The sequence below is a fragment of the Pelagerythrobacter marinus genome (genome assembly GCF_034375205.1).
Taxonomy (GTDB): domain Bacteria; phylum Pseudomonadota; class Alphaproteobacteria; order Sphingomonadales; family Sphingomonadaceae; genus Pelagerythrobacter; species Pelagerythrobacter marinus.
The window spans coordinates 213450-236242 of record NZ_CP139719.1; the positions used below are offsets into that span (position 1 = coordinate 213450).

At 65.3% G+C, this 22793-nt stretch carries 20 protein-coding genes and 1 tRNA gene; 13 read left to right on the plus strand and 8 right to left on the minus strand.

Annotation, left to right across the window (positions count from 1 at the left end; genetic code table 11):
• Window positions 1-38: 38 nt before the first annotated feature.
• The 3 genes from T8T98_RS01025 to T8T98_RS01035 all read left to right on the plus strand — a co-directional run bounded on the left by T8T98_RS01025 (window position 39) and on the right by T8T98_RS01035 (window position 2533).
• Complete coding sequence (locus T8T98_RS01025) at window positions 39-1055, plus strand: NAD(P)H-dependent flavin oxidoreductase (RefSeq protein ID WP_251104306.1); 1017 nt, start codon at window positions 39-41, stop codon at window positions 1053-1055.
• 1 nt (window position 1056) lies between these two features.
• A complete protein-coding gene (gene purU / locus T8T98_RS01030) occupies window positions 1057-1911 on the plus strand; it encodes a formyltetrahydrofolate deformylase (protein ID WP_251104305.1) in 855 nt (284 codons plus the stop codon).
• A 76-nt stretch (window positions 1912-1987) separates the two neighbouring features.
• Complete coding sequence (locus tag T8T98_RS01035; RefSeq protein ID WP_251104304.1) at window positions 1988-2533, plus strand: DUF421 domain-containing protein; 546 nt, start codon at window positions 1988-1990, stop codon at window positions 2531-2533.
• A gap of 33 nt (window positions 2534-2566) precedes the next feature.
• Here the strand turns inward: T8T98_RS01035 and T8T98_RS01040 are convergent, their stop codons facing one another.
• Window positions 2567-4081, minus strand: a complete 1515-nt coding sequence (locus T8T98_RS01040) for an aldehyde dehydrogenase family protein (RefSeq protein ID WP_251104303.1) — start codon at window positions 4079-4081, stop codon at window positions 2567-2569.
• Window positions 4082-4227: 146 nt separating this feature from the next.
• Between T8T98_RS01040 and T8T98_RS01045 the strand changes: the two genes are divergently transcribed.
• Window positions 4228-5142 carry a dienelactone hydrolase family protein gene (locus T8T98_RS01045; protein ID WP_251104302.1) on the plus strand — a complete coding sequence of 305 codons (915 nt, stop codon included), beginning with the start codon at window positions 4228-4230 and terminating at the stop codon, window positions 5140-5142.
• A gap of 926 nt (window positions 5143-6068) precedes the next feature.
• On the opposite strand, the gene T8T98_RS01050 is transcribed toward T8T98_RS01045, so the two are convergent.
• Complete coding sequence (locus T8T98_RS01050; RefSeq protein ID WP_322295775.1) at window positions 6069-6482, minus strand: response regulator; 414 nt, start codon at window positions 6480-6482, stop codon at window positions 6069-6071.
• Window positions 6483-6655: 173 nt separating this feature from the next.
• Complete coding sequence (locus T8T98_RS01055) at window positions 6656-7009, minus strand: hypothetical protein (protein WP_202389141.1); 354 nt, start codon at window positions 7007-7009, stop codon at window positions 6656-6658.
• Window positions 7010-7181: 172 nt separating this feature from the next.
• Here T8T98_RS01055 and T8T98_RS01060 point away from each other — a divergent pair, with 172 nt between their 5' ends.
• Both T8T98_RS01060 and T8T98_RS01065 read left to right on the plus strand, forming a co-directional pair.
• Window positions 7182-8198: an SPFH domain-containing protein gene (locus T8T98_RS01060; RefSeq protein ID WP_407675060.1), complete on the plus strand. Its 1017-nt coding sequence runs from the start codon at window positions 7182-7184 to the stop codon at window positions 8196-8198.
• A gap of 3 nt (window positions 8199-8201) precedes the next feature.
• The gene (locus T8T98_RS01065) at window positions 8202-8705 is read left to right on the plus strand and encodes an NfeD family protein (protein ID WP_251104301.1); all 504 of its coding nucleotides are present in this window, start codon (window positions 8202-8204) and stop codon (window positions 8703-8705) included.
• 9 nt (window positions 8706-8714) lie between these two features.
• Here T8T98_RS01065 and T8T98_RS01070 read toward each other — a convergent pair whose 3' ends face one another.
• Window positions 8715-9665 carry a complex I NDUFA9 subunit family protein gene (locus tag T8T98_RS01070; RefSeq protein ID WP_251104300.1) on the minus strand — a complete coding sequence of 317 codons (951 nt, stop codon included), beginning with the start codon at window positions 9663-9665 and terminating at the stop codon, window positions 8715-8717.
• 178 nt (window positions 9666-9843) lie between these two features.
• Between T8T98_RS01070 and T8T98_RS01075 the strand changes: the two genes are divergently transcribed.
• Both T8T98_RS01075 and T8T98_RS01080 read left to right on the plus strand, forming a co-directional pair.
• Window positions 9844-9930, plus strand: a tRNA-Leu gene (locus T8T98_RS01075).
• Window positions 9931-10095: 165 nt separating this feature from the next.
• On the plus strand, window positions 10096-11319 hold the full coding sequence (locus tag T8T98_RS01080) for a tyrosine-type recombinase/integrase (RefSeq protein ID WP_222828596.1): 1224 nt from the start codon (window positions 10096-10098) through the stop codon (window positions 11317-11319).
• Window positions 11320-11455: 136 nt separating this feature from the next.
• Here the strand turns inward: T8T98_RS01080 and T8T98_RS01085 are convergent, their stop codons facing one another.
• The 3 genes from T8T98_RS01085 to T8T98_RS01095 all read right to left on the minus strand — a co-directional run bounded on the left by T8T98_RS01085 (window position 11456) and on the right by T8T98_RS01095 (window position 12841).
• Window positions 11456-11650 carry a DUF6961 family protein gene (locus T8T98_RS01085; protein WP_176267530.1) on the minus strand — a complete coding sequence of 65 codons (195 nt, stop codon included), beginning with the start codon at window positions 11648-11650 and terminating at the stop codon, window positions 11456-11458.
• Entirely contained in the window at window positions 11641-12192 is a 552-nt protein-coding gene (locus T8T98_RS01090; protein ID WP_176267529.1) for a thermonuclease family protein, read from the minus strand. Before T8T98_RS01090 ends, T8T98_RS01085 begins: the two co-directional genes overlap by 10 nt.
• 64 nt (window positions 12193-12256) lie before the next feature.
• Complete coding sequence (locus T8T98_RS01095; protein ID WP_222828597.1) at window positions 12257-12841, minus strand: lytic transglycosylase domain-containing protein; 585 nt, start codon at window positions 12839-12841, stop codon at window positions 12257-12259.
• A gap of 237 nt (window positions 12842-13078) precedes the next feature.
• Between T8T98_RS01095 and T8T98_RS01100 the strand changes: the two genes are divergently transcribed.
• From T8T98_RS01100 to T8T98_RS01120, 5 genes are all read left to right on the plus strand, one after another.
• The gene (locus T8T98_RS01100; protein WP_322295776.1) at window positions 13079-13894 is read left to right on the plus strand and encodes a DUF7146 domain-containing protein; all 816 of its coding nucleotides are present in this window, start codon (window positions 13079-13081) and stop codon (window positions 13892-13894) included.
• A 75-nt stretch (window positions 13895-13969) separates the two neighbouring features.
• The gene (locus T8T98_RS01105; protein WP_322295763.1) at window positions 13970-18223 is read left to right on the plus strand and encodes a strawberry notch family protein; all 4254 of its coding nucleotides are present in this window, start codon (window positions 13970-13972) and stop codon (window positions 18221-18223) included.
• A 59-nt stretch (window positions 18224-18282) separates the two neighbouring features.
• The gene (locus T8T98_RS01110) at window positions 18283-18552 is read left to right on the plus strand and encodes a type II toxin-antitoxin system Phd/YefM family antitoxin (protein WP_010240558.1); all 270 of its coding nucleotides are present in this window, start codon (window positions 18283-18285) and stop codon (window positions 18550-18552) included.
• Window positions 18553-18918 carry a type II toxin-antitoxin system RelE/ParE family toxin gene (locus T8T98_RS01115; RefSeq protein WP_010240557.1) on the plus strand — a complete coding sequence of 122 codons (366 nt, stop codon included), beginning with the start codon at window positions 18553-18555 and terminating at the stop codon, window positions 18916-18918. It abuts the gene before it with no gap.
• 373 nt (window positions 18919-19291) lie between these two features.
• Entirely contained in the window at window positions 19292-21265 is a 1974-nt protein-coding gene (locus T8T98_RS01120) for a ParB/RepB/Spo0J family partition protein (protein WP_322295910.1), read from the plus strand.
• Between the two features lie 395 nt (window positions 21266-21660).
• Here T8T98_RS01120 and T8T98_RS01125 read toward each other — a convergent pair whose 3' ends face one another.
• On the minus strand, window positions 21661-22761 hold the full coding sequence (locus T8T98_RS01125) for a DUF4238 domain-containing protein (RefSeq protein WP_322295777.1): 1101 nt from the start codon (window positions 22759-22761) through the stop codon (window positions 21661-21663).
• Window positions 22762-22793: the final 32 nt, after the last annotated feature.

Consider the following 22793-nt stretch of genomic DNA (forward strand, 5'->3'; position numbering starts at 1 on the left):
CTTGCCGGTCCGCCGTGCGCGCCCTAAGCGGCCCGACGATGACCGACTATCCCAAGACCGGCCGCCTGATGCAGCGCGGCACCGACTTCCTCGGCTGCGAGACCGCGATCCTGTGCGGCGCGATGAGCTGGGTGTCCGAACGCAACCTCGTGTCCGCGATCAGCAACGCGGGCGGTTTCGGCGTGATCGCCTGCGGGGCGATGACGCCCGAGCTGCTCGACGCCGAAATCGCCGCGACGAAGGCGATGACCGACAGGCCCTTCGGCGTGAACCTGATCACGATGCACCCGCAGCTGTTCGACCTGATCGAGGTCTGCTCGCGCCACGGGGTCGGCCACGTCGTGCTGGCCGGCGGCATTCCGCCCAAGGGCAGCGTCGAGGCGATCAAGGGCGGCGCGAATCCGGCCCGGGTGATCTGCTTCGCGCCGACGCTGGCGCTGGCGAAGAAGCTGCTGCGTTCGGGGGCGGACGCGCTGGTGATCGAGGGGATGGAGGCGGGCGGCCATATCGGCCCGGTGTCCACCAGCGTCCTGGCGCAGGAGATCCTGCCCGCGCTGGCGGAGGAGCACGTGATCTTCGTCGCCGGCGGGATCGGCAAGGGGCACGCGATCGCAGGCTACCTGGAAATGGGCGCGGCCGGGGTCCAGCTCGGCACGCGGTTCGCCTGCGCGAGCGAGTCGATCGCCCATCCCGATTTCAAGAAGGCCTTCTTCCGCGCCAGCGCGCGCGACGCGATCGCCAGCGTGCAGGTCGATCCGCGCCTTCCGGTGATCCCGGTCCGCGCGCTGCGCAACAAGGGCACCGAAAGCTTCACCGCCAAGCAGATCGAGGTCGCCGGCAGGCTCGACCGGGGCGAGGTGGAGATGGCCGAGGCGCAGCTGCAGATCGAGCATTACTGGGCCGGCGCCCTGCGCCGCGCGGTGATCGACGGCGATGTCGAAGGCGGCAGCCTGATGGCCGGCCAGTCGGTCGGCATGGTGCGCGAGGAGGAGCCGGTCGGGCAGATCGTCACCACGCTGATGGCCGAGTGCGAAGAGGCGCTGGGGCGCCGCTGACATGGCCGAGCCGCTGGTCCTGACCCTGAGCTGCGCCGACCGGCCGGGCATTACCGCGCAGGTCACCGGCCTGCTGTTCGAACGCGGCGCCAATATCCTGGAGGCGCAGCAATTCAACGACCGGGCGAGCGATGCCTTCTTCATGCGGATCGCCTTCGATCCCGGGGCCGGCGACGCCGAGGCCTTCCGCGGAGCCTTCGCCCCCTTTGCCGAACGATGCGCGATGCGCTGGAAGCTGGTGCGGCGCGACCGGCCGCGCCGCGTGCTGATCATGGTCAGCAGGTTCGATCACTGCCTGGCCGACCTGCTCTATCGCTGGCGCATCGGCGAATTGCCGATCGAGCCGGTGGCGATCGTCTCCAACCACCCGCGCGAGGCGATCAGCCACACCAATATCGGCGACGTTCCCTTCCACCACCTGCCGGTGACCGCCGCGACCAAGGCCGAACAGGAAGCCGAAGTGCGCCGGATCGCGGACGAAACCGATGCCGAGCTGGTGATCCTCGCCCGCTACATGCAGATCCTGTCCGACGGGCAGGCGGCCCATTTCGCCGGGCGCTGCATCAACATCCACCATTCCTTCCTGCCCGGGTTCAAGGGGGCGAGGCCCTATCACCAGGCGCACGCGCGGGGGGTGAAGATGATCGGTGCGACCGCGCACTACGTCACCGCCGACCTCGACGAAGGGCCGATCATCCACCAGGACGTGGAGCCGATCACCCATGCCGACAGCCCGGAAGAGCTGGTCCGCAAGGGGCGCGAGATCGAGAGCCGCGTCCTGGCCGAGGCGGTGCGCCTCCATGTCGAGGAGCGCGTCGTGCTGAACGGCGCGCGCACGGTCGTCTTCCGCAACTGACCGGCGAGGCGAAAAACCGGCCCGGCCGGAAACGTATCGCAGGCCTGCGCCTTCTATCAGGCAGGAGGACGTGCAAATGGAATTCGATCCGAGCTTCTGGGCCGACAGCTCGCGCCTGTGGGAAGTGGTGGCGCTGTCGGTGGCGTTCTACGTCACGATCGTGCTGCTCACGCGCCTGTCGGGCAAGCGGACGACGGGCCAGATGAACAATTTCGACTGGATCATCACGGTCGCGGTCGGGAGCCTCGCGGCCAGCGGCATCCTGCTGCGCGACGTGTCCTATGCCGAGGCGACCGTGGCGATCGTCGCGCTGGGCCTGTGCCAGTACGCGGTGACCTTCGTTCTCGTGCGCTCGTCGAGCGTGACCAGGGCGATCAAGGCCGAACCGACCCTGCTGCTGCACAAGGGCGTCTATCTCGAAGACGCGATGAAGCGCACCCGGATCACCAAGTCGGAGATCGAATCCGCCCTGCGGCACGAGGGGATCCTCGATCCCGCGGGGGCGAACTGGGTCGTCCTCGAAACCGACGGCACGCTGGCGGTGATCGGGCGCGATGCGAGCGCGATCGCGGAAGCCGAAACGATGGACCACGTCGAGCGGCCCGACAACCTGCCCGCCTGAGGGGGCGGTCGGGGGCCGCCGCGAGGGGAGACGCTAGAGCTGGAGGATGACGGTCTTCAGCTCGGTATAGGCCTTCACCCCCTCGCTGCCGAGTTCGCGCCCGATCCCCGACTGCTTGTAGCCGCCGAAGGGCAGGGCGCTGTCGAGCATCGAGTGGCAATTGCCCCAGACGGTGCCCGACTTGATGCGCGCGGCGAGCTTGTGGAACGCGCCGACGTCGCGCGTCCAGACCCCGGCGCCGAGGCCGTAGAGCGTGTCGTTCGCCTGTTTCGCCACATCGTCGAGATCGTCGAAACGCTGGGCGACGACGACCGGGCCGAAGATCTCTTCCTGCACCACGCTCATCGACGGGTTCACGTCGACCATCACGGTCGGGTTGACGTAGTACCCGCCGTTCGACGGGGCCGCGTCGCCGCCCATGGCCACGCTCGCCCCGTCCTTCTTGCCCGCCTCGATATAACCCATCACGCGTTCGAACTGCTCGTGGCTGACCAGCGGGCCCATGCGCGCCTGCGGGTCGAGGCTGGGGCGCGGGGCCCAGGCGGGGGCGGTCTCGGCAATCCCCTCGATCAGGCGGTCGAACACGTCCCTGTGGGCATAGAGGCGGCTGCCGGCGACGCAGACCTGGCCCGCGTTGAAGAAGATCGCGTTCGCCGCCCCGCCGGCGGCCGCCGCCGGGTCCACGTCGGGCAGGACGATCACCGGGCTCTTGCCGCCCAGTTCCAGCGTCACCCGTTTCAGGCTGTCGGTCGCGGTGCGGTTGATGATCTTGCCCACCTCGGTCGATCCGGTGAAGGCGACCTTGTCCACATCCGGGTGGCGCACCAGGCGGTCGCCGGCGGTCTCGCCCAGCCCGGTGACGATGTTCACCGCGCCCGCGGGGAAGCCCGCTTCTGCCACCAGGTCGGCCAGCTTCAGCGCGGTGAGGCTGGTCTGCTCGGCCGGCTTGAGCACCAGCGTGCAGCCGGCGGCGAGCGCGGGGGCGATCTTCTGCACCGCCATCAGCAGGGGGAAGTTCCACGGCACGATCTGCGCCGCCACGCCGACCGGCTCGCGCCGGGTATAGCTGTGGAACACGCCGCGCGGCGCGTTCGCCGGCTCGATCATCTCGCCGCCGATCTTGCTCGCCCAGCCGGCGTGGTAGTGCAGCATCGAGACCGCGCCGTTGACGTCGACCGCCTGGGCCATCGTCTTGGGCTTGCCGTTGTCGATCGCCTCCAGCTCTGCCAGCAGCTCCGCCTCGCGCTGGATCAGGTCGGCGAGCCGGTGGATCGTCGCCTCGCGCTTCATCGGCGGAAGGTCGGACCAGCGCCCGTCGTCGAAGGCGCTGCGCGCGGCGGCGACCGCGCGATCGACGTCGTCGGTGGAGGCATCGACGATCCGCGCCACTTCGCGCCCGCACGACGGGTCTTCGACCGCCAGCGTCTTGCCGTGCGAACTTTCGACCCATTCGCCGCCGATGAAAAGCTGCGGCTTGCGCGCGAGGAAATCCTTCGCCCCTTGCGAATATTCGAGCTGTTCGCGGCTGATGGCGGTCTGTTCGTTCATCTTTGTCTCTCCCGGCAAGAATCGGTCTTTCACCGCAACCTACCACGCGTGCGGCCCATGCCAATCCGCGTTGCGCTTGCATCGCCGCGCGCGCGCGATCACGATGGCGCGATCGACCGGCAGCGAGCAGGGGCGAGGAGGCGACGATGTGCGACGAGGAGAAGCTGGCCCGCTGGGCGCGCGAGGGGATCAGCCGGCGGCAGTTCGCGGCGCTGGGCGGGGCGGCGGCGGTCGCCGCCTGCACGCCGCCCGGCTTCGGGGGCGATCTGCCGGTGCCCGCGTGCCGGCCGAGCTCGGGATGCGGCCCGGCGGCCCCGGCGACGATCGAGCGCGCGGTGCGCTTCGCCACGCCCGACGGGACGATGGACGGGTTCTTCGTCCACCCCGATAGCGGGCCGGCCCCGGCGGTCCTGTTCTGGCCCGACATCGCCGGCCTGCGCGAAGCGAAGCGCGCGATGGCCCGGCGCCTCGCCGCGCGCGGGCACGCCGTGCTCGTCGCCAATCCCTATTACCGCGACGTGGCGGGCGAACGCTTCGCCGATTTCGCCGATTTCGCGGGCAACGAGGGGTTCGCGCAGGTGCGCCCGTGGCGGGCGAAGCTGGACGCGGCCGCGATCATGCGCGACGCCGTCGCGGCGATCGGCTGGCTCGACGGGCAGGCGGCGGTCGACAGCACGCGCGGGGTCGGCACCCAGGGCTATTGCATGGGCGGGCCCTTCACGGTCTGGACCGCGGCTGCCGTGCCCGCGCGGGTTCGCGCGGCGGCGAGCTTCCACGGCGGCGGCCTCGTGCGCGAAGGCGAGCCGGCCAGCCCGCACAATCTGCTCGACCGCACCCGCGCCGCCTTCCTCTTCGCGATCGCGCAGGACGACGATGCCGAGGCGCCCGGGCACAAGCGCACCTTGCGCGAGGCCGCCGCCGCGGCGGGGCGGCCGGCGCAAGTGGAGGTCTATGCCGGCGACCATGGCTGGACCGTCCCCGATTCCCCCGCCTACGCCCCGGCCGAAGCCGAGCGCGCGTGGGAGGATCTCCTCGCGCTCTACCGCGGCGCGCTGGCGTGAGGGCGGGACAAGTCCGAACGCTCGAAAAGCCGTCGCCCTGAGCCTGTTTCGGGGTCCGTTCGTCCTCCCGCACCGGCGGTGCCGGGCGGCGCGATGGATGCTGAAACACGTTCAGCATGACGGGGGCGGCGGCGGGAAGGCACGCTCTCCGCAACGCGAGCTCCTGCGAAAGCAGGAGCCCAGGATAGCGGGCGCTGGGGCTGGGGCTGGGTTCCTGCTTTCGCAGGAACTCGGGAGGGTTGAGCCATCGTCCTGGCAGGCAAGCGGGCGGCACCCCGTTCCATCTTCCCCGCAACGCGAGCTCCTGCGAAAGCAGGAGCCCAGGACGGCGGGCGCTGGGGCTGGGGCTGGGTTCCTGCTTTCGCAGGAACTCACGGGTGGAGTATCTTCCCCTGCGGAGGGTGCCCACGCCCGGTCATCCGCTGGCGCGTGCGGACGGTTACGCCGGGAGGAAAGGCAAGCGGACGGAACCGGCCGGTGCCGCCTGGGCATCACAGGATTGCCACCTGGGCGTCACAGGGTTGCCTTGGCAACATCCTTGCGAGTGGCGGGAGGGGTTGCCTTCAACCTCCCGCTCGGCCCTTCGAGGAATGCGAGGCGCGGACAGGGCCAGGGCTCGCGCTTGCCCTGTCCGCCAGAGGCTATCCCGGGAGCGTCCCCTGGAAAGGCTCGCGGCGTTGAGGTCCGCCGCGGGCCGGGCAAGGGACATGCCCCGTTACGAATAGTCCTCGCATTCCGGCACAGGGGTGCTTTATCGAGCGGTCACTAGCCCCCCGAGGCACCGGCCGTATGGACGAAGCGGCCAGACGTGACGCGTACACGCTTTGCCCCCGTCGCTGTAGCCAGCCTGGACGGGCCCTCACCACATAACCAAAACGGTTATAAATGTCAAGGGAAATGTGCCAGAGGCGAGTCGCCGCGGTGTCTCAGGCCATGCCCAGGTCGCGGAGCTTGGCGCGCAGCGTGGCTTCGTCGAACGGCTTGACCACGTAGTCGTCGGCACCGGCGGAAATGCCCTTGTGGATGTCGCCCGCCTGCGCGTTGGACGTGCAGAAGATCACCCGCGGCACGCGGTCGGCCGGGGTCGCGCGCAGCCGGGTGACGAATTCGATCCCGCTCATCACCGGCATGTTCCAGTCGAGGATCACCAGGTCGGGCATTGCCGCCTTGCAGCGGGCCAGCGCTTCCTCGCCGTTCTCCGCCTCGGCCGCCTCGTAGCCGAGCGCCTCGACGATCCGCCGGGCGAGCTTGCGGATCATGCGCGAATCGTCGACCACCAGGCACCGCCGCAGGCGCGTCTGCGCCGCCCGCGCGGCGGCGGCGGCGCGCGCTTCCGCCACGATCCGGCGCGTGGTGTCGTCCGCCGCGGGAGCCGGGGCGGCGGCCTGGGTCGGCGCCGGGGACGGGATCGAGCCCGCCGCCGCGACAGGCGGGACGGCGGCAGGCGCGTTGCCTTCCGGCGCCGGCGCGCGGCCCTGCGCGCGGTTGCCGCCGGGCTTGCGCGAACGTTTGATCAGCCCGTGAATGGCGGCACCTCCTCTTCCCCCCAGATCGCCGCGTCGGGCCCGGCCGGGCGATCGGCGAGCGGCGAGCGCGGCGCGCCCCCCGGCCCGGGCGCGCGCGCCGCCTGGGCGGGCGGCGCGGGCGGGGCCGCGGGCTGTTCGTCGGGGGTCATGCAGACGTGGAGATAGGGGACCCAGACGTCGCCGAACTCGGCCTTCTGGTACCAGACGTCTAGCACGTCGTAGGATGCCCAGCACCCGTCCGGCTCGCGCAGGCGGATGCCCTCTCCGATCCGGGGGACGGCTGCGAAGCGCAACCGGTCCTGCGTCTGGTGCGTTTCGTTCTGGACCTCGATTTCGATCACGCGCGAGCCCCCGATCCTTGCTGTCGGCGGCGAGGCTAGTGGGCAATTCTTGCCGAATGGTAACGTTCGGCCTCGCCGGCCGGCAATGCGCGGCAGGCCCCTGGCGGCTGCCGGTTTCGCTTGCCCCGGCCCCCGCGCGCGCTACGATGGCAGGCGGGGTTGTGGAGGAGAAATGCCCATGGGCATCGTGCTGATAATGCTGCTGGTCCTGGCCGTGCTGTTCCTGCTGATGGCGGTGCGCGTGGTGAAGCAGGGATATGTCTATACGATCGAGCGTCTGGGCAAGTACACGCTCGCGGCCGAGCCGGGGTTCCACCTGATCATCCCCTTCGTCGACCGGGTCGGCCAGAAGGTCAACATGATGGAGCAGGTGCTCGACATCCCGGGGCAGGAGATCATCACGAAAGACAACGCGATGGTCGGCGTCGACGCGGTCGTCTTCTTCCAGGTGCTCGACGCCGGCAAGGCCGCTTACGAGGTGCACAACCTCTATGCCGCGATCATGGCGCTGACGACGACCAACCTGCGCACGGTGATGGGCAGCATGGACCTCGACGAGACCCTGTCGAAGCGCGACGAGATCAACGCCCGCCTGCTGGCGGTGGTCGATCACGCCACCTCGCCCTGGGGCGTCAAGATCACCCGGGTCGAGATCAAGGACATCCGCCCGCCGGTCGACATCTCGGAGGCCATGGCCCGCCAGATGAAGGCCGAGCGCCTGAAGCGCGCCGAGATCCTCGAGGCCGAAGGCGACCGCGCGAGCCGCATCCTGCGCGCCGAGGGCGAGAAGCAGAGCGCGATCCTTTCGGCGGAGGGCAAGCGCGAGGCGGCCTTTCGCGATGCCGAGGCGCGCGAACGCGCGGCGGAGGCGGAGGCCAAGGCGACGCAGATGGTCTCCGACGCGATCGCGCAGAGCGGCAACGCGGCGATCAACTACTTCGTGGCGCAGGAATATACCAAGGCGGTCGGCCAGTTCGCGACCAGCCCCAATGCCAAGACGATCCTGTTCCCGGTCGAGGCGACCCAGCTGATCGGCTCGCTCGGCGGGATCGGCGAGCTCGTGCGCGAGGCGGTCGGCAGCGGCGAGGGCGGGGCGAAGGCCGCGCCCGGCGACCGCGGGACCCCGCTGCCCCCGCGCGGCGGCCGCACCCCTTCGGCCAGCGTGCCGCGCACCGGCGAAGGGGGCTAGCGCATGGGCGGGCTCGATTCGCTCGATCCGCCCTGGGTCTGGATCGCGATCGGCCTCGCGCTGGCGGCGCTCGAACTGCTCGTTCCCGGGGTCTACCTGATCTGGCTGGCGGCGGCGGCGATCATCACCGGCGCGCTGACCTTCGTGCTCGACCTGGGCCTGGCGGTGCAGGTATCCAACTTCGTCTTCCTCGCGCTGATCCTGGCCTTTTCCGCCCGGCGCCTTCTGCGCGACAGGCCGATCGTGGGGGCCGATCCGCTGCTCAACAAGCGCGGCGGGCGGCTGATCGGCGAAACCGCGCTCGTCACCCAGGCCTTCGAAGGCGGGACCGGCCGCATTCGCCACGGCGACAGCGAATGGCTCGCGCGCGGGGCCGATATCGCTGCGGGCCAGCGGGTGCGCATCATCGGGCACGAAGGCTCGGTCCTGCTGGTCGAGCCGCTGACCCTGCTCGCCGACGAGGGCACCGTCCCGCCGGTGCAGAGCCCGCCGCCCGGCGGCGGCTAGGCCGCCCGGTCAGGCCGCGCTGCGCACCCGGTCGGCGAACCGGCCGTGCTTGCGATAGCGGGTCATCCAGCGATCGAGGAACAGCCCCAGCGGGCGCGGCTGCACGCCCAGCTTGTCGAGCCCCGGCAGCTTGCCCGACGGGGTATTGCCCTGGCGCAGCAGGGCCCACTGGTCCTCGTTCATCGGGGTGCCCGGCAGCGCGGCGAAGACCCCGGCCAGGCTGTCGGGCACGGGCAGGAAATGCCGCTTGCGCCCCTGGCCGCGGGCGATCCGCCGGTGCAGCTCCATCACCTCCAGCGCCTCGGGCCCGGCGATCTCGTATGTCTTGCCCGCGTGGCGCGCCGGATCGGCCAGCGCCGCGGCCACGGCATCGGCCGCATCGTCCACGAACAGCAGCTGCAGCCTGGCCTCGGGCGCGAAGACGGGCACGACGGGGAACGTCGCGATGATATCGGCCAGCATGTTCACGAAGCCGCCGTTCTCGGCGAAGAGGATCGAGGGGCGCAGGACGGTAGCGCGCGGGAAAGCCTCCAGCACGGCGTCCTCGCTGCGGGCCTTGGCCTCGGCATAGCCGGCGGGGGAAGCGGCATCGGCCCCGATCGCACTGATGTGGACGAAGGTGCCTGCACCGTGTTCGGCCGCGGCCCGGGCGACGTTGCGCGCGCCGCCGCAGATCAGCTTCATCAGGTCGCCTTCGAAGGCGCCGACCAGGTTCACCACGGCATCGGCCCCGCGCACCGCGGCCTCGGCCTGGGCCGGGTCGCGCACGTCGCAGGGCATGAAGGCGATCTGGCCGAGGTTGGCCAGCGGCTTCAGCGAATGGGCCTTGCGCGGATCGCGGCTGGCGATGCGCAGGCGCGCGCCGCGTTCCAGCAGGGCCTGGGCCACGTGGCGCCCGAAGAAGCCGCTGCCGCCCGTCAGCGTCACCAGCTTGCCGTGAAGGGGATCTTTTGCTGCCATTGTCTCGTGCCGTTTCGTTTGCGCGTCGTTCGCGACTCCGCCGCCGCATTGCCCCAATGCGCCGCGGGCCGCAACCGCCCCCGCACCACGCGCGGAAGGCGTTGACAAGTCCCCCCCGCCTTCGCTAGTGGCGCGCCCCTACCCGCGAGCAGGACGACGAAGACCCGCTCGCATCCGTGCCCAGATGGCGGAATTGGTAGACGCACCGTCTTCAGGTGGCGGCGGGGGCAACCCCGTGGAGGTTCGAGTCCTCTTCTGGGCACCATTTGTTCTTCTCACGTTCTCCCAAATAATCTATAAAACCCGCAGAAATCCTAGGGATTTGGCCCTTGGATCGTTCCGGATCGTCCCGCCTGTTCTCGGGGGTTCCAGACACTTTTGTGGGCCTTTTGAGGCCGTTTCGCAAAGGCCCAGATGAAAAGGCCCCCACATGCCGCTGACAGATACTCGCCTCCGCGCTCTCAAGCCCAAGGACAAACCGTACAAGGTAACCGATGAGCGCGGCCTATATGTCGAGGTCACGCCGACCGGCAGCAAGCTTTGGCGATTCCGATACCGGATCGGTGGTGCGCAAAAGAAGCTCTGCATCGGCAGCTATCCTGACATCAGCCTCAAGCAAGCCCGAGACGCAGCCTACGAGGCACGACGAGCTGTTGCTTCTGGGGGCGACCCGGCCTTTGAGAAGCGGAAGCGGAAAATCCGCGCCGAGTTCCTTTCTGCACAGACGTTCGAGGCAGTCGCGCGTGAATATATCGAGCAGATGATGGTCCAGAATGGCCGCGCCGATGGCACGATCGTCAAGGCCAATTATTTCCTCGACAAGCTTGCGCCTGCCATCGGTAACCGACCCATCCACGAGATCGAGCCGTTCGAAGTCCTGGCTCCTCTGAAACGACTGGAAGCCACTGGTAAGCACGAGACTGCGAAGAAATGCCGCTCGTTCGCAGGCCGCGTGTTTCGTTACGGTGTCGCTACCACCCGCTGCAAATCCGATCCGACCAGTATGCTGAAGGGCGCTCTCGTAACGCCGAGAGCCACGCATTATGCAGCAATCCTCGAGCCCACCGAGCTAGGCGGGCTGCTGCGCGCAATCGACGACTTCACTGGCTACATGGTGACCAAGTTTGCTTTGCAGATCGCGCCGCATGTGTTCGTACGTCCCGGCGAACTCCGCCACGCCGAATGGCATGAGATCGACCTGGTCGATGGGGTCTGGAAGATCCCTGCCGGTAAAATGAAAGCGCGCCGAGCGCATGCCGTCCCGCTGTCCAAGCAAGTTAGAGGTTATCTCACAGACCTGGCCGAGATGCTCGGCCGCGAAGGATATGTCTTCCCGTCTGCGCGCAGCTCCAAGCGTCCCATGAGTGAAAACACGCTCAATGCCGCATTTCGTCGCATGGGATATTCGAAGGAAGAAGTCACCGCGCATGGACTCCGGGCGACAGCATCGACATTCCTGAACGAGTCGGGCCTTTGGAATCCCGATGCGATCGAGCGTGCCCTGGCACATGGCGACAGCAATGTTGTGCGTGGCATCTACCATCGCGGCAAACATTGGGAAGAGCGCGTGCGCATGGCTCAATGGTGGAGCGACTACCTCGATGAGCTCCGGACAGGAGGAAAGGTCATCATGGGAAAGTTTGCGAATGGTTGATCGGAAGAACGAATTTCTTCTCAGCCAGTGCAGGATTGAAGGCTCAGGACGAGCCCTATCAGGGACACTGACGCGAGCAAGGCGAACTCAATTCTGATGCCCCAGACTTTAAGCCACTTCCGCATCGTGCTGAGCCTCAGTTCGCAGAGCTTTGGCAGCTAAGCTGATCGAACCGTTCAGCAACAGTCTTCCACGTTGCTATGCCTGCCTCGTCCCCTTCGTTGGAAAGTCGCTGGATCTGCTTTGCGATAAACGCGGCTCCCTCTTCGCCATGGTTCTTTTCGACCCAAAGTGCAACGGCCCACAATTCTTGATCGCGGTTCAGCACCATGGTTCACGTCGCCCGGTCCAGGTCCGCGCCAGCCCTTCGCTGACCAACTGATCGCCAAGCGAGCGGCCGCCGCGCGTTACGACCCGCAGTTTACGACCGTACTGATCCTCATCTCTGCTTCCGATGGTCCTCAGTTCAAAGGGTCCGCCATTGAGCAATTCGACAAGGCGATGCGTCGCGCGCATGCCGAGTTGGTATTCATAATCGCAACGAGGCTCGCTGATCTCTGGTGTATCGATGTCAGCAATGCGGATCTTTACGCCATCAAGCCAGAAGGTATCTCCATCCACGACGCATGTGCGCCGGACGGATCCGCAAATGTCGAATTGTGGGAAGCTCGCTTGCTGGAATAAAGTTTGAGGCTGCTGATCGTCGTTAGCAATGCTGGCATCATGGACTGGCCAGGTGAGTGCCAGCATCCCTCCAGCAAATACGATCGCGAATGCTCCCAATCCCAACGCGATCTCCTTTCTCAGCTTCCGGCGCTTCTGTGCCTTCAACGACTTGCGAAAATCGAACGGCTCACCGGGGGTCTCATTCACTAGCGTTGTCCGTTTTCATTCCGGCACATGATTTCAGACAATAGCCGGAAATCAGGCAGTTTCGTCAATTGTACGTACCAATTGCTTGCCAACGTCCCAACACGGACCGGACATATTGCGGTGTTTCACCGTTGCTGGGAATGCCGCGTGATCGGGAGACGGCACCTGGGCCCGCATTGTAACCAGCCAAGGCCAGGTGGACCGCGTCGAACCGGTCCAACATATCGCGAAGATACCGGGCGCCACCGTCGATCGATGCAAGAGGGTCATGACGGTTCCGGACGCCCAGTTCGCGCGCCGTGGCCGGCATAAGCTGCGCCAGCCCGGCAGCACCGGCTGGACTCACAGCCATCGGATTAAAGCGGGATTCAGCCCAGATAAGAGCACGAAGCAGGTTGGTCGGAAGCCCGTAACGGCGCTCAGCCTCGGCTATCGCCGCCATATACAGGCTTTCCCGATAGGATATGTTTGCTGGCTCGGCCTGGTAGATTGCAGGAAGATATTGCCTTGCCGGCTGCTGGTCCGTCTTCGGCGGAACGACCGCGTGTTCGAACAAGGTGAAATCCTGGGCGCGGACTTGCTGAGAGGAGGTCGCGATCATTCCCAAACAGGCGACCGCTATCGCGGTCCGACGATTGAGGCGGGTCATCTCGAGTGGTGCTCCATTGATTCGAATCGATATAGAACATAAGTAGAACATATGCCTGTAGGAAAGCAGCGAATGCCTGCCTTCGGGAGAGGAGAGGAACGCTGATGAGGGGGCCACTTTGCTTGCTGAGGAGCTCGCATGTCCCTGTCTGTCCAAGCTCATCCCAACCGGTCGCTTGCCGGGACCGCCCGTCGCATTTGTGAATCGCGAGGGGGCAAATGGTCAGGCACAAGGGGCATGGCCTGCTGCCCTGCGCATGATGACCGCACGCCGTCACTCGGTGTGTCGCTCGGTCGACAGGCTATCCTTTTCCATTGCTTTGCGGGATGCGATCAGCAGAGCGTATTGTCTGCATTGGCGCGTGAAGGTTTCGAGGCACCGGCGCTTTTTTCAGGTTCTGCGACCACCAACGAGCCCGAATCGACCAGCACCCGCAAACCTTCGGCGGCAGCGCTGAGGATCTGGCGCGATGCACAGCCACTGCGTGCCAGTCCGGCAAAGGCATATCTTGAAAGCCGCGGCATCCTCGCCGCATCTCCGGCGCTCCGCTTCCATCCACGAACGCCGCTTGGCCCGAAAGGACGGGCCCGTTTTCTGCCCGCCATGATCGCGGCAGTCAGCCTCGACGAGGGCCCGATCGCCATCCACCGCACGTTCCTGTCTACCGAGGCTTCAGGCAAGGCCGCTTTCGAAAAGCCGAAACGCGCGCTCGGCGCGCTCGGTGAAGCTGCTGTTCGTCTCTTCGCTCCAGTTTCCGGCAAGCTTGGCCTTGCCGAGGGGGTCGAGAGCGCGATGTCGGCCTATGCTCTCACCGGCATTCCCGTCTGGGCGACCCTGGGCAATGAGCGCTTCGGTCTCGTCAGCGTGCCTGAGAGCGTGACCGAGCTTCACCTCTTCGTCGATCACGATGCTGGCGGCGAGCTGGCCGCGTCGCGTGGCCTAGCCGCTTATGCCCGCGATGGGCGGACGATCCACGTTCGCAAACCATCCTCACGCGACACCGACTGGAACGATGAACTTACAGCATGGCTGCGCCGCAAGGCGGCGCGGTAGAGGAGAGAGAGCTTCTCGAATTCCTGATCCGGCAGAGGGCGTGTCCCGATGCCTTCATCAGGAGGACGAATTGCCATGTTTCAATCAGACCTGTTTCCCGCCGGCGAGCAGTTGCCGTCCATGCCCTTGGCCTATGCCATTGGCACCCGAGTTGCCGCGCTTCTTGCTTCGGGACGTCATCTTACCCGTACCGACATTTCCGGGCTGTTCGCCGAAGAGACCGGTGTTCTGGATTGGGGAAGCGCCTGGACCATCGACGACTACAACAGCGCGGTCGAGATCGGCGCACTACTCTGGCTTCGAGAGTCCTCACGGATCGATCTGGCGACGAATGTACACGAAGCCGAAGCGCGGTTCGACTGGCTCGAAGCAGCCTTGCCGCCACGGCACGTTCGCAGCGAAGCACAGGTCGAGCTCCAGCAGTTCTCGACCCCGCCAATGCTGGCCTGTCTGATGGCGAAGGCCGCAGCTGTCTGCGCGGAAGACACGCTCCTCGAACCGTCCGCAGGCAATGGTGCCCTTGCTCTCTGGGGTTGCCTCCAGAACGCTTCGCTGCTCCTCAACGAGATCGATCCGGCAAGACGAGACGGTCTGGCCCACGTCTTCCCCACGGCCACCATCACTGCGCATGACGGGGAACTGATCGCCGACTTGCTTCGCGGCCCTGTTCCGTCTGCCGTGCTGATGAACCCGCCGTTCGCTCACAGCCTGGAACGCGGCAAGGACGGTGAGACCGCTATGCGTCACCTACGCGGTGCGATCCGGGCCGCTGCTAATCGGGCGAGGATCGTCGCCATTATGCCTGAAGGCTTCGACGCCTCCACCTTCGCCAAGGAACAGGACGAAGCATCGCTGCTCCTCGATGTTCGCCTGCAGCAGATGTTTCGCCGGACAGGGACGGGGATCGCTGTTCGCCTGGTTGTGTTCGACAAGACGCCGACTGCGTCCTCGCCTGCGATCACCGGAGATACTGCCGACCTCATCTCGCTCCACGAGCTTATCACTGCGCTTCCGCCACGCGTGCAGACCTCCGCCAACATCCATCGCCTGCCTCTCGGCAAGCCAGTGCGCCTCGTTGGCAAGACTTCGGCCCAAAGCGGGCCGGTGCGGCCGGTGGCGCCGTTCGCCGCGACACCAGCAGCGACGGCGAATGCGATCGACCTTGCCTATTCGGTCCTCGCCGACCCCGCGCCTGTGCCCGAACAGGCAGGCATCTACCTGCCTTACCGGCCCAGCCGCATCGCCTTCGAAGATGCTCCGGTCCATCCCACCCCGCTCGTGGAATCGGTCGCCATGGGTTCGGTCGCGGCACCGCAGCCCGATGTTTGCCCGCGCATTCCCGCATTTTGGCAGGCCGATGGCCTGCTGTCCGAAGCGCAATGCGAGACACTGGTCTACGCTGCCCAGGCATTTGCGCGCGATCTTCCGGGTCAGTTCAAGGTGAGCCAGGAAGGCACCTCGCTGGAACTCTCCGAGGACGGACACTCCTACCGCCAAGGCTTCTTCCTCGGCGACGGAACCGGAGCGGGCAAAGGACGGCAGATCGCCGCGGTCATCATGGATCGCTGGCTCGCAATCGAGCGCCGACATGTCTGGATCACCAAGAACGAGGCGCTGCTCGAAGATGCACGCCGCGACTGGGAAGCGCTTGGCGGGCTGCCGCTCGATCTCCAGCCGCTCTCGCGCTGGAAACTCGGCCAGCCCGTAACGATGTCCGAAGGCATTCTCTTCGTCACCTATCCGACGCTGCGCTCGGGCCGCGCCGAGGATACGCGGCTCGACCAGATCCTTGCCTGGGCGGGCGAGGATTTCGACGGCGTGATCGCTTTCGACGAAGCCCACGCCATGGCCAATGCTCTCGGCGGCTCGTCGGCCCGCGGCAAGGTCAAGGGCTCCGAACAGGGGATGGCGGGCCTCAGGCTGCAGAACCATCTCCCGCGCGCCCGCGTGCTCTACGCGTCTGCCACAGGTGCCTCGGATATCGCCAATCTCGGTTACACCTCCCGGCTCGGCCTTTGGGGACCCGAGACCGCCTTTCCGACCCACGAAGCGTTCATGACCGAAATTCGCGCCGGCGGCGTCGCGGCGATGGAGCTTGTCGCCCGCGACCTCAAGGCCCAGGGCCTCTATCTCGCCCGTGCGTTGTCCTTCGCCGGGGTCGAGCACGAAATCCTCGAACACAGCCTGACCGAAGCACAGGTGCGGATCTACGATGCCTATGCCGATGCTTGGGCAATCATTCACCGCAACCTCGAAGCTGCGCTCGAAGCAACCCGCGTGGTCGACGAGGACAGCGGCGATACGCTCAATCGGAACGCCAAGGCTGCGGCGCTGTCGATTTTCGAAGGCACCAAGCAGCGCTTCTTTGCCCAGCTCCTGCTCTCGATGAAACTGCCGAGCCTCATCCCCGCGATGGACGCGGCGCTTGGCGAAGATCATTCGGTTGTCGTGCAGCTGGTCTCGACCGCCGAGGCCATGCTCGACCGGCGCCTTGCCGACCTTAGCGTGGAAGAACGCGAAGCGCTCGATATCGATCTGTCCCCGCGCGAGTATGTCATCGACTACCTCGCCAAGAGCTTTCCGGTGCGATTGATGCAGGTCTTCGCCGACGACGATGGCAATCTTCGCTCCGAGGCGATGAGTGACGAGGAGGGCAATCCCGTTTTCTGCCCGCGCGCCATCGCCGCGCGCGACGCGCTGATCGAGCAGCTCTGTGCGCTGCCGCCCATCGCCACTGCGCTAGACGCGATCATCGAGCATTTCGGGACCGAGGCCGTCGCCGAGGTTACGGGCCGGACCCGCAGGCTGGTATCGGGCCGCGATGGTCAACAACGTCTCGAACGGCGTAGTCCCAGTGCCAATGTCGCCGAAGCGCAGAGCTTCATGGAAGGGACCAAACGTATCCTGGTCTTCTCGGATGCGGGCGGCACGGGGCGATCCTACCATGCCGACCTTGGCTGCCGGAACCAGCAGCGCCGGGTCCATTTTCTGCTCGAGCCGGGCTGGCGCGCCGACAACGCCATCCAGGGTCTCGGCCGTACCAACCGCACCAACCAGGCCTCGGCCCCGCTGTTCCGGCCGGTAACCACCGACGTGAAGGGCGAGCGCCGGTTCATCTCGACCATTGCGCGAAGGCTCGACGCATTGGGCGCGCTGACGCGCGGCCAGCGCCAGACCGGCGGACAGAACCTGTTCGACCCGGCCGACAATCTCGAAAGCGACTACGCGCGCGAAGCGCTCAGCCGCTGGTTCCAGCTGCTCTATGACGGCAAGCTCGAGGCCACGAGCTTCGCCAATTTCGTCGAGCGGACCGGCCTCCGACTTGAAAGCCCCGATGGCGGATTGACCGATAATCTCCCCACGATCCAACGCTGGCTCAACCGCATTCTCGCGCTGCCGATCGCGCTCCAGAACGCCATATTCGACGAATACCTTGGTCTCGTCGAAGCGCGGATCGAAGCTGCGCGTGAAGCCGGAACGCTTGATCAGGGACTGGAAACCGTGAGGGTCGATCGCTTCACGGTGCTCGCCGATGAACTCCTGCGCACAGACCCTGTGATCGGTGCCGAGACCCGTCTCGTCTCGCTCGAAGTGACGAGGCACCTTCGGCCTCTGCGATTGAAGCGCCTGGTGCGGATGCACGAGATTGGCAGTTCGCACGCGATCCCGATGCGCAATGCGCGCTCGGGCAAGGTCGCGCTGTCGGTTCCGACCCGCCGTCTCATCACCGACGACGGGGCCGTGATCGAACGCCGACGCCTTCTGCGCCCGCTCAACTCCGCGAACTGGACAATCGAGGCACTCGCTGAAAGCCACTGGGAAGAAATTGGCGTCACCGCATTCACGAGGGCCTGGCGTGCCGAGGAAGAGCGAGCGGCCAAGTCACCGGTGACCGAGCGCGTGCATCTCGCCACCGGGCTGCTGCTCCCGGTGTGGAAACGTCTGCCGGGCGATCATGTCCGCGTCACCCGGCTCGTTGCCGAGGACGGTCAGTCGATCATCGGCCGCGAAGTGCTCGATATCGATCTCGCTGCGATCGCTGAGACCTTTGGCCTCTCCGGAGTTACCGGTCCGGCGCCGGACCAGATCGGCGATCTCGTCCTCGCCAGCGGCAAACCGTTGGGCCTCGCAAGCCACGATCCACTCACAGTGAAGCGTTCGCTGGTTGGCGGCGAACAGCGCCTTGAACTGACCGGATTCTCGCCGGATCGCCTCGACTGGTACAAGAACAAGGGCTGCTTCACCGAGATCATTCGCTACCGCACGCGGCTGTTTGTCCCGACGCCGAGAGCAAGCGAGACCCTCCAAAGCATCGCAATCAAGTCTTGAACTTCTCATTTGCCCAAATCGGGTCTATATGGAGACCAAATTCAGTCCTAAGGTGTTCTATGAAACTGGACCAGCGCATCAAACCGATCAGCTATCTGAAGGCCCACAGTGCAGAAATTATCCGGGAGATTGGAGATGGCGCCGGGCCAATGGTCATCACGCAGAATGGCGAAGCCAAGGCAGTTCTGCAGGATGTCGCCAGCTACGAGCGCGCACAAGAAACGCTCGCTCTGCTTAAACTTCTGGCGCTCGGACAGGCCGATGTTGCCGCCGGTCGGACCCGCCCGGTGGCAGGCCTCGCGGATCGCGTACGAGGTAAGTCAAACTGAATGATGGCGGCCGCTGTAGCGATCGAGATCACCTCCGGTGCGGAGCGCGATCTGGTGGGTATCTGGCAGCGCCGCCTGACGCAGCGCGGGCCGGATGGCGACGATGGTGCGGACGCACTGCTCGATGACCTTGTCGCGTCTATCGGCTCCCTTGTGAACAATCCTGAGAAAGGACCGGTTCCACCGGAACTTGAGGCTCTCGGGATCACCGACTTTCGGCAATTGTCGCGCTTTCCGTTCCGCATCATCTACGGGTATCAGCCTGAGCCAGCACCCGGTCAGGTGACCGTGTTCGTAATTGCTGATGCGCGTCGGGATTTTCGGACGCTTCTCGAAGAGCGCTTGCTCAGCAGCGGACAGGCATAGGCTCCGCCAAAGAGGTCAGGGTCCGAATGAATCTGAGCGCTGCCTCCGATTGCGCCCTAGTTTCCCTTCCTCTCCTCCCCTCCGTGTGACTGAATGAATCGACAAGTTCCCGTGTCGCGTAGCGTCAGAGCCTGATCACGTCCTTCCTTAAGTCCGGGCGACTAATCTGCCTGTGCCCGGTGCTGACTGGCCTGCGGATGAGTTCGCGCATCGAGAACAACTGCTCTCATGGACGGATCTCAGCCGATCCCTGATCGCCCCATCCCGGTCGTATAGATGGTCGCCACAGCCATTGAAGAGAGTGGAGGGAGCCCTTTGGGCTTGTGGGCCTCGTGATCCTCACCTGCGCCTTCATTCCATCAGGAGAACACCCATGATCCAGTCGATTCCCTTGAAGAAGCTCGTCCCGAGCCCGCGCAACGTTCGCAAGTCGAGCGATGTGCTGGCTGACCTCCAGCTGCGGGCAGACATTGGTGCGCGCGGTCTGCTGCAGAACCTCGTCGTGCGCAAAGGAAAGCGCGGCAAGTTCGAGGTCGAGGCCGGCGGCCGGCGTCTCGCCGCGCTGCAGGCACTGGCCGAAGAGGGCCCCTTGTCCGAAAGCCATGAGGTCACCTGCCTCGTCATCGAAGGCGAGGAAAGCGAAGTGCGTGAGGCCAGCCTTGCCGAGAACTTCCAGCGTCTCGCGATGAACCCCGCCGACGAGGCGCAGGCCTTCGCGGCGATCATCGAGGCGGGCGCTACCACCGAAGACGTGGCGCGCCGCTTCGGCCTCACCGTCCGTTTCGTCGAAGGGCGCCTGCGTTTGGCAAGTCTGGCACCCTGCGTCTTCGAAGCACTCGCTGAGGGTACGATCACGCTCGACATGGCCAAGGCCTACGGCGCGATCTCCGACATCGAGCGCCAGGCGCATGTTTATGCCGAGCTGCAGGACGCCTGGTACCAGGTCACCCCTGACACCATCCGCCGCATGGTGCTTGATGCCACGGTGCGCGGTTCCGATCCGCGTGCCGTGCTCGTCGGACGCGATGCCTACCTCGCCGCAGGCGGCCGGATCGAGCGCGAACTGTTCGACGATGATGCCAGCGAAAGCTGGATCGATGTCGCGCTGCTCGAAGACCTCGCGCACAAGGCCATGGAAGAGGCGGCACAAAAGACCGCACTCGAATATGGCCTTGCCTGGGTGCGCCCGACCCTTGGCACCTATGTCAGCCATGACCTTGTAGAAGGTCTCGGTCGCTTGCCCTGCGAGCCTGCGCCGATGACCGAGCAGGAAGCGCAGGAGCTCGGCGAGCTCGAGGCCGACTACGACCGCGTCGCTGCCGTGCTCGAAGACGAGGACAGCGACGAGGAGGAGATCGCCAAAGCCGAGCAGGAACTCGTCGTTGTCGACCGGGCCATGCGCGCGCTCAATGATCGTCCCCCTGTGCTTGCCGACGAACTAAAATCCGAGGCTGGTGCTTTCCTCGTCCTCTCGCGCAATGGCGAACCGACACTGGTCCCGCAGTTCTATACCGAGACCGAAGTCATCGCTGACGAAGGTGTGGTCGAGGCCATCGAGGAAGGTGGAACGGCGAAGCCCAAGGGGAGCGCGCTCTCACAGCGCCTGCTCGACGAGCTTGCAATGCAGCGCCGCGACATCCTGGCGATCCATCTCGCCAACGATCCGGCACTGGCGCTCGACTTCATGGTCTTCACGCTCGCTGATGCTGATGGACATGACTGGCGGGCCAAGAAGGCATCGACGCTGGTCGGCTCTGTCGCGTCCGGCCCCGTCACCGGGTTCGAAGCCAAGGACGCACCGGCAAGTGCTGCCCTTGCCGAGTTCGCCGGGTCGCTCGATGAAAGCTGGCGTGTCGGCGAGACCGACGTCGAACGGTTTGCGAGGTTCCGGGCGCTCTCCGACGAGGCGCGCTCGGCTTGGCTTGGTCATGTCGTCTCGCGCACGCTTGTCGCCAGTCTCGCCTGCGAAGGCGAACGCTCGGTGCCGCTGCACGAGGCGCTCGGCTCACTTCTCGAAATCGAGACCGCGCATTGGTGGCGTCCCACGGCGACGAATTACTTCGATCGTGTGGCCAAGGCCCGCACGCTTGAAGCGCTCGATGCCGCCGGCGGTCCCGAACTGGTCAGTCGCTATGCCGCCTCCAAGAAGTCCGAATTGGCAAGCGCTGCCGAACGCATCTTCTCGGGCAACTTCATCGGCGAGGAACATATCAAGGAACGGGCGCAGGCCTGGGTGCCTTCGATCATGCGTTTCGCCGGTGCCGAAGAGGTCGAACCGGTTGACGCCGAAGCGGATGAGCCGGTCAGCAATGTTACAGCTGATGAGATAGCCGAGCAGGCTGCCTGACCCCTCCTGACAGGTCCAGGTCACTCGGCGGGCGGTCCGTCCCAATCGGGACGGACCGCCTTTTCGTATTCTCCTAGTGCGGCGTTCGTCCCAATACTCCTGAATCCTGACATTCTTAGTGCTGAGGCAGCGTATCTGCAGCCGCCGCCAGAGCCGCCGTTCGCAGCCCCGAAATCGTCCGTCGGTAGCTGCCGTTCATTCAACCGCCAGAAATTGTGGCAACTGGGTCGGTAGCTGCAAGGCAGCTTTCAGCTCGAGAAACAAGGAAGCAGACATCCGAGACACTGGCCCTCTCGGTGTAAACGAGATGCTCGGCATACGGCTCAGAAAGGACCGAAAGCGGGTGAACAAGTTCCGGGTGGCAAGTATCGACTACGGGCGCACAAGGGAGGGAGCTAATTAAAGAATCCATCTTGCTCCATAGTCTCTGTCAATCGCGCAGCCTTCTCTGGGGTATCAACATAGGGCGACAGAATGGGCCGTTTCCCAAATAGATGCCGCCAAATCATTCGCAGATGACCAGGCTCGAACTCTACATCGACATGCACCGTGGGCACGGTCGCGGCGTAATGCCGCACCAGGTCGTCGCAAGAGCGGTCCCGAGCAATATAGAGCCGATAGCCGAACTGAGCGACCGTCCTGTTGATCTTGCGAACCTTCGCCTTGTCGCTCAGCACACGGTGCCGCATAACGCTGTTTACCGGACGAAGGCGCGTCGATCCGCGTAGCACCATACCTGCATCGATTGGGAAAATGAGCTCGATCTCTCCATCCTCGGGGTAGGGTATGCGAGCATGAACTGGTTGGTCGGGATCGTAGAAGCAAACTGGATTGTCGGTAGTCAGGAACGGCAAGTCGGTCTTGTTGTGGAGGACCTCAAAGCCCATCCGGAAGGCCAAATCGCCGCTACCCATAATGTCCTGGGGCATATTGGCTAGGCTCTGCTCGGGATTGATGCCAACGGGGACGTGGTCGAGCTTCCCAGCATATTCCGCCAGATCCGCGGGCAGCGCCCCGACCGCTTCTAAAGTCTGGATCTCCGCGCGCATCTTTTGTGCCAGCAGATATTCATGTCGTTCACGCGCCGCCGGCACACGCGCCATTAGGATCGCAACCATCCCAAGTAGATTGAAGGAAATAGCCGGCGAAAGGCGCTTCGCACGCGCGGCGGCGACAGTGATAGGCCACACAGTCTCCACACGATTCCAATGATCTTCCCAAGACGTGTCATCACGTCCGCCATCCTTGGATGGGAGCGAATAATATAGTTTGCGATACGCGATCGAGCCAGGCTGTGATGGCTGCGGGTCATCAGGTTTGTCGTCAAAGTAAGCCCAGACTCGGCCGTCCGGGCCTGTGAAACCCGCCATATAGGTGATCGACAAATAGTGATGTTTGCGAAGCTTTCTCCCCGCCCCACCGCTACCGGCCTTGAGTCGGCTGAATGGAACAACGTCGCCATCGGTAGGGACTAGCCCCCAATTCCAACGAAACATCGATCCTCGAGGAAAATGCATTTAGTTATCGA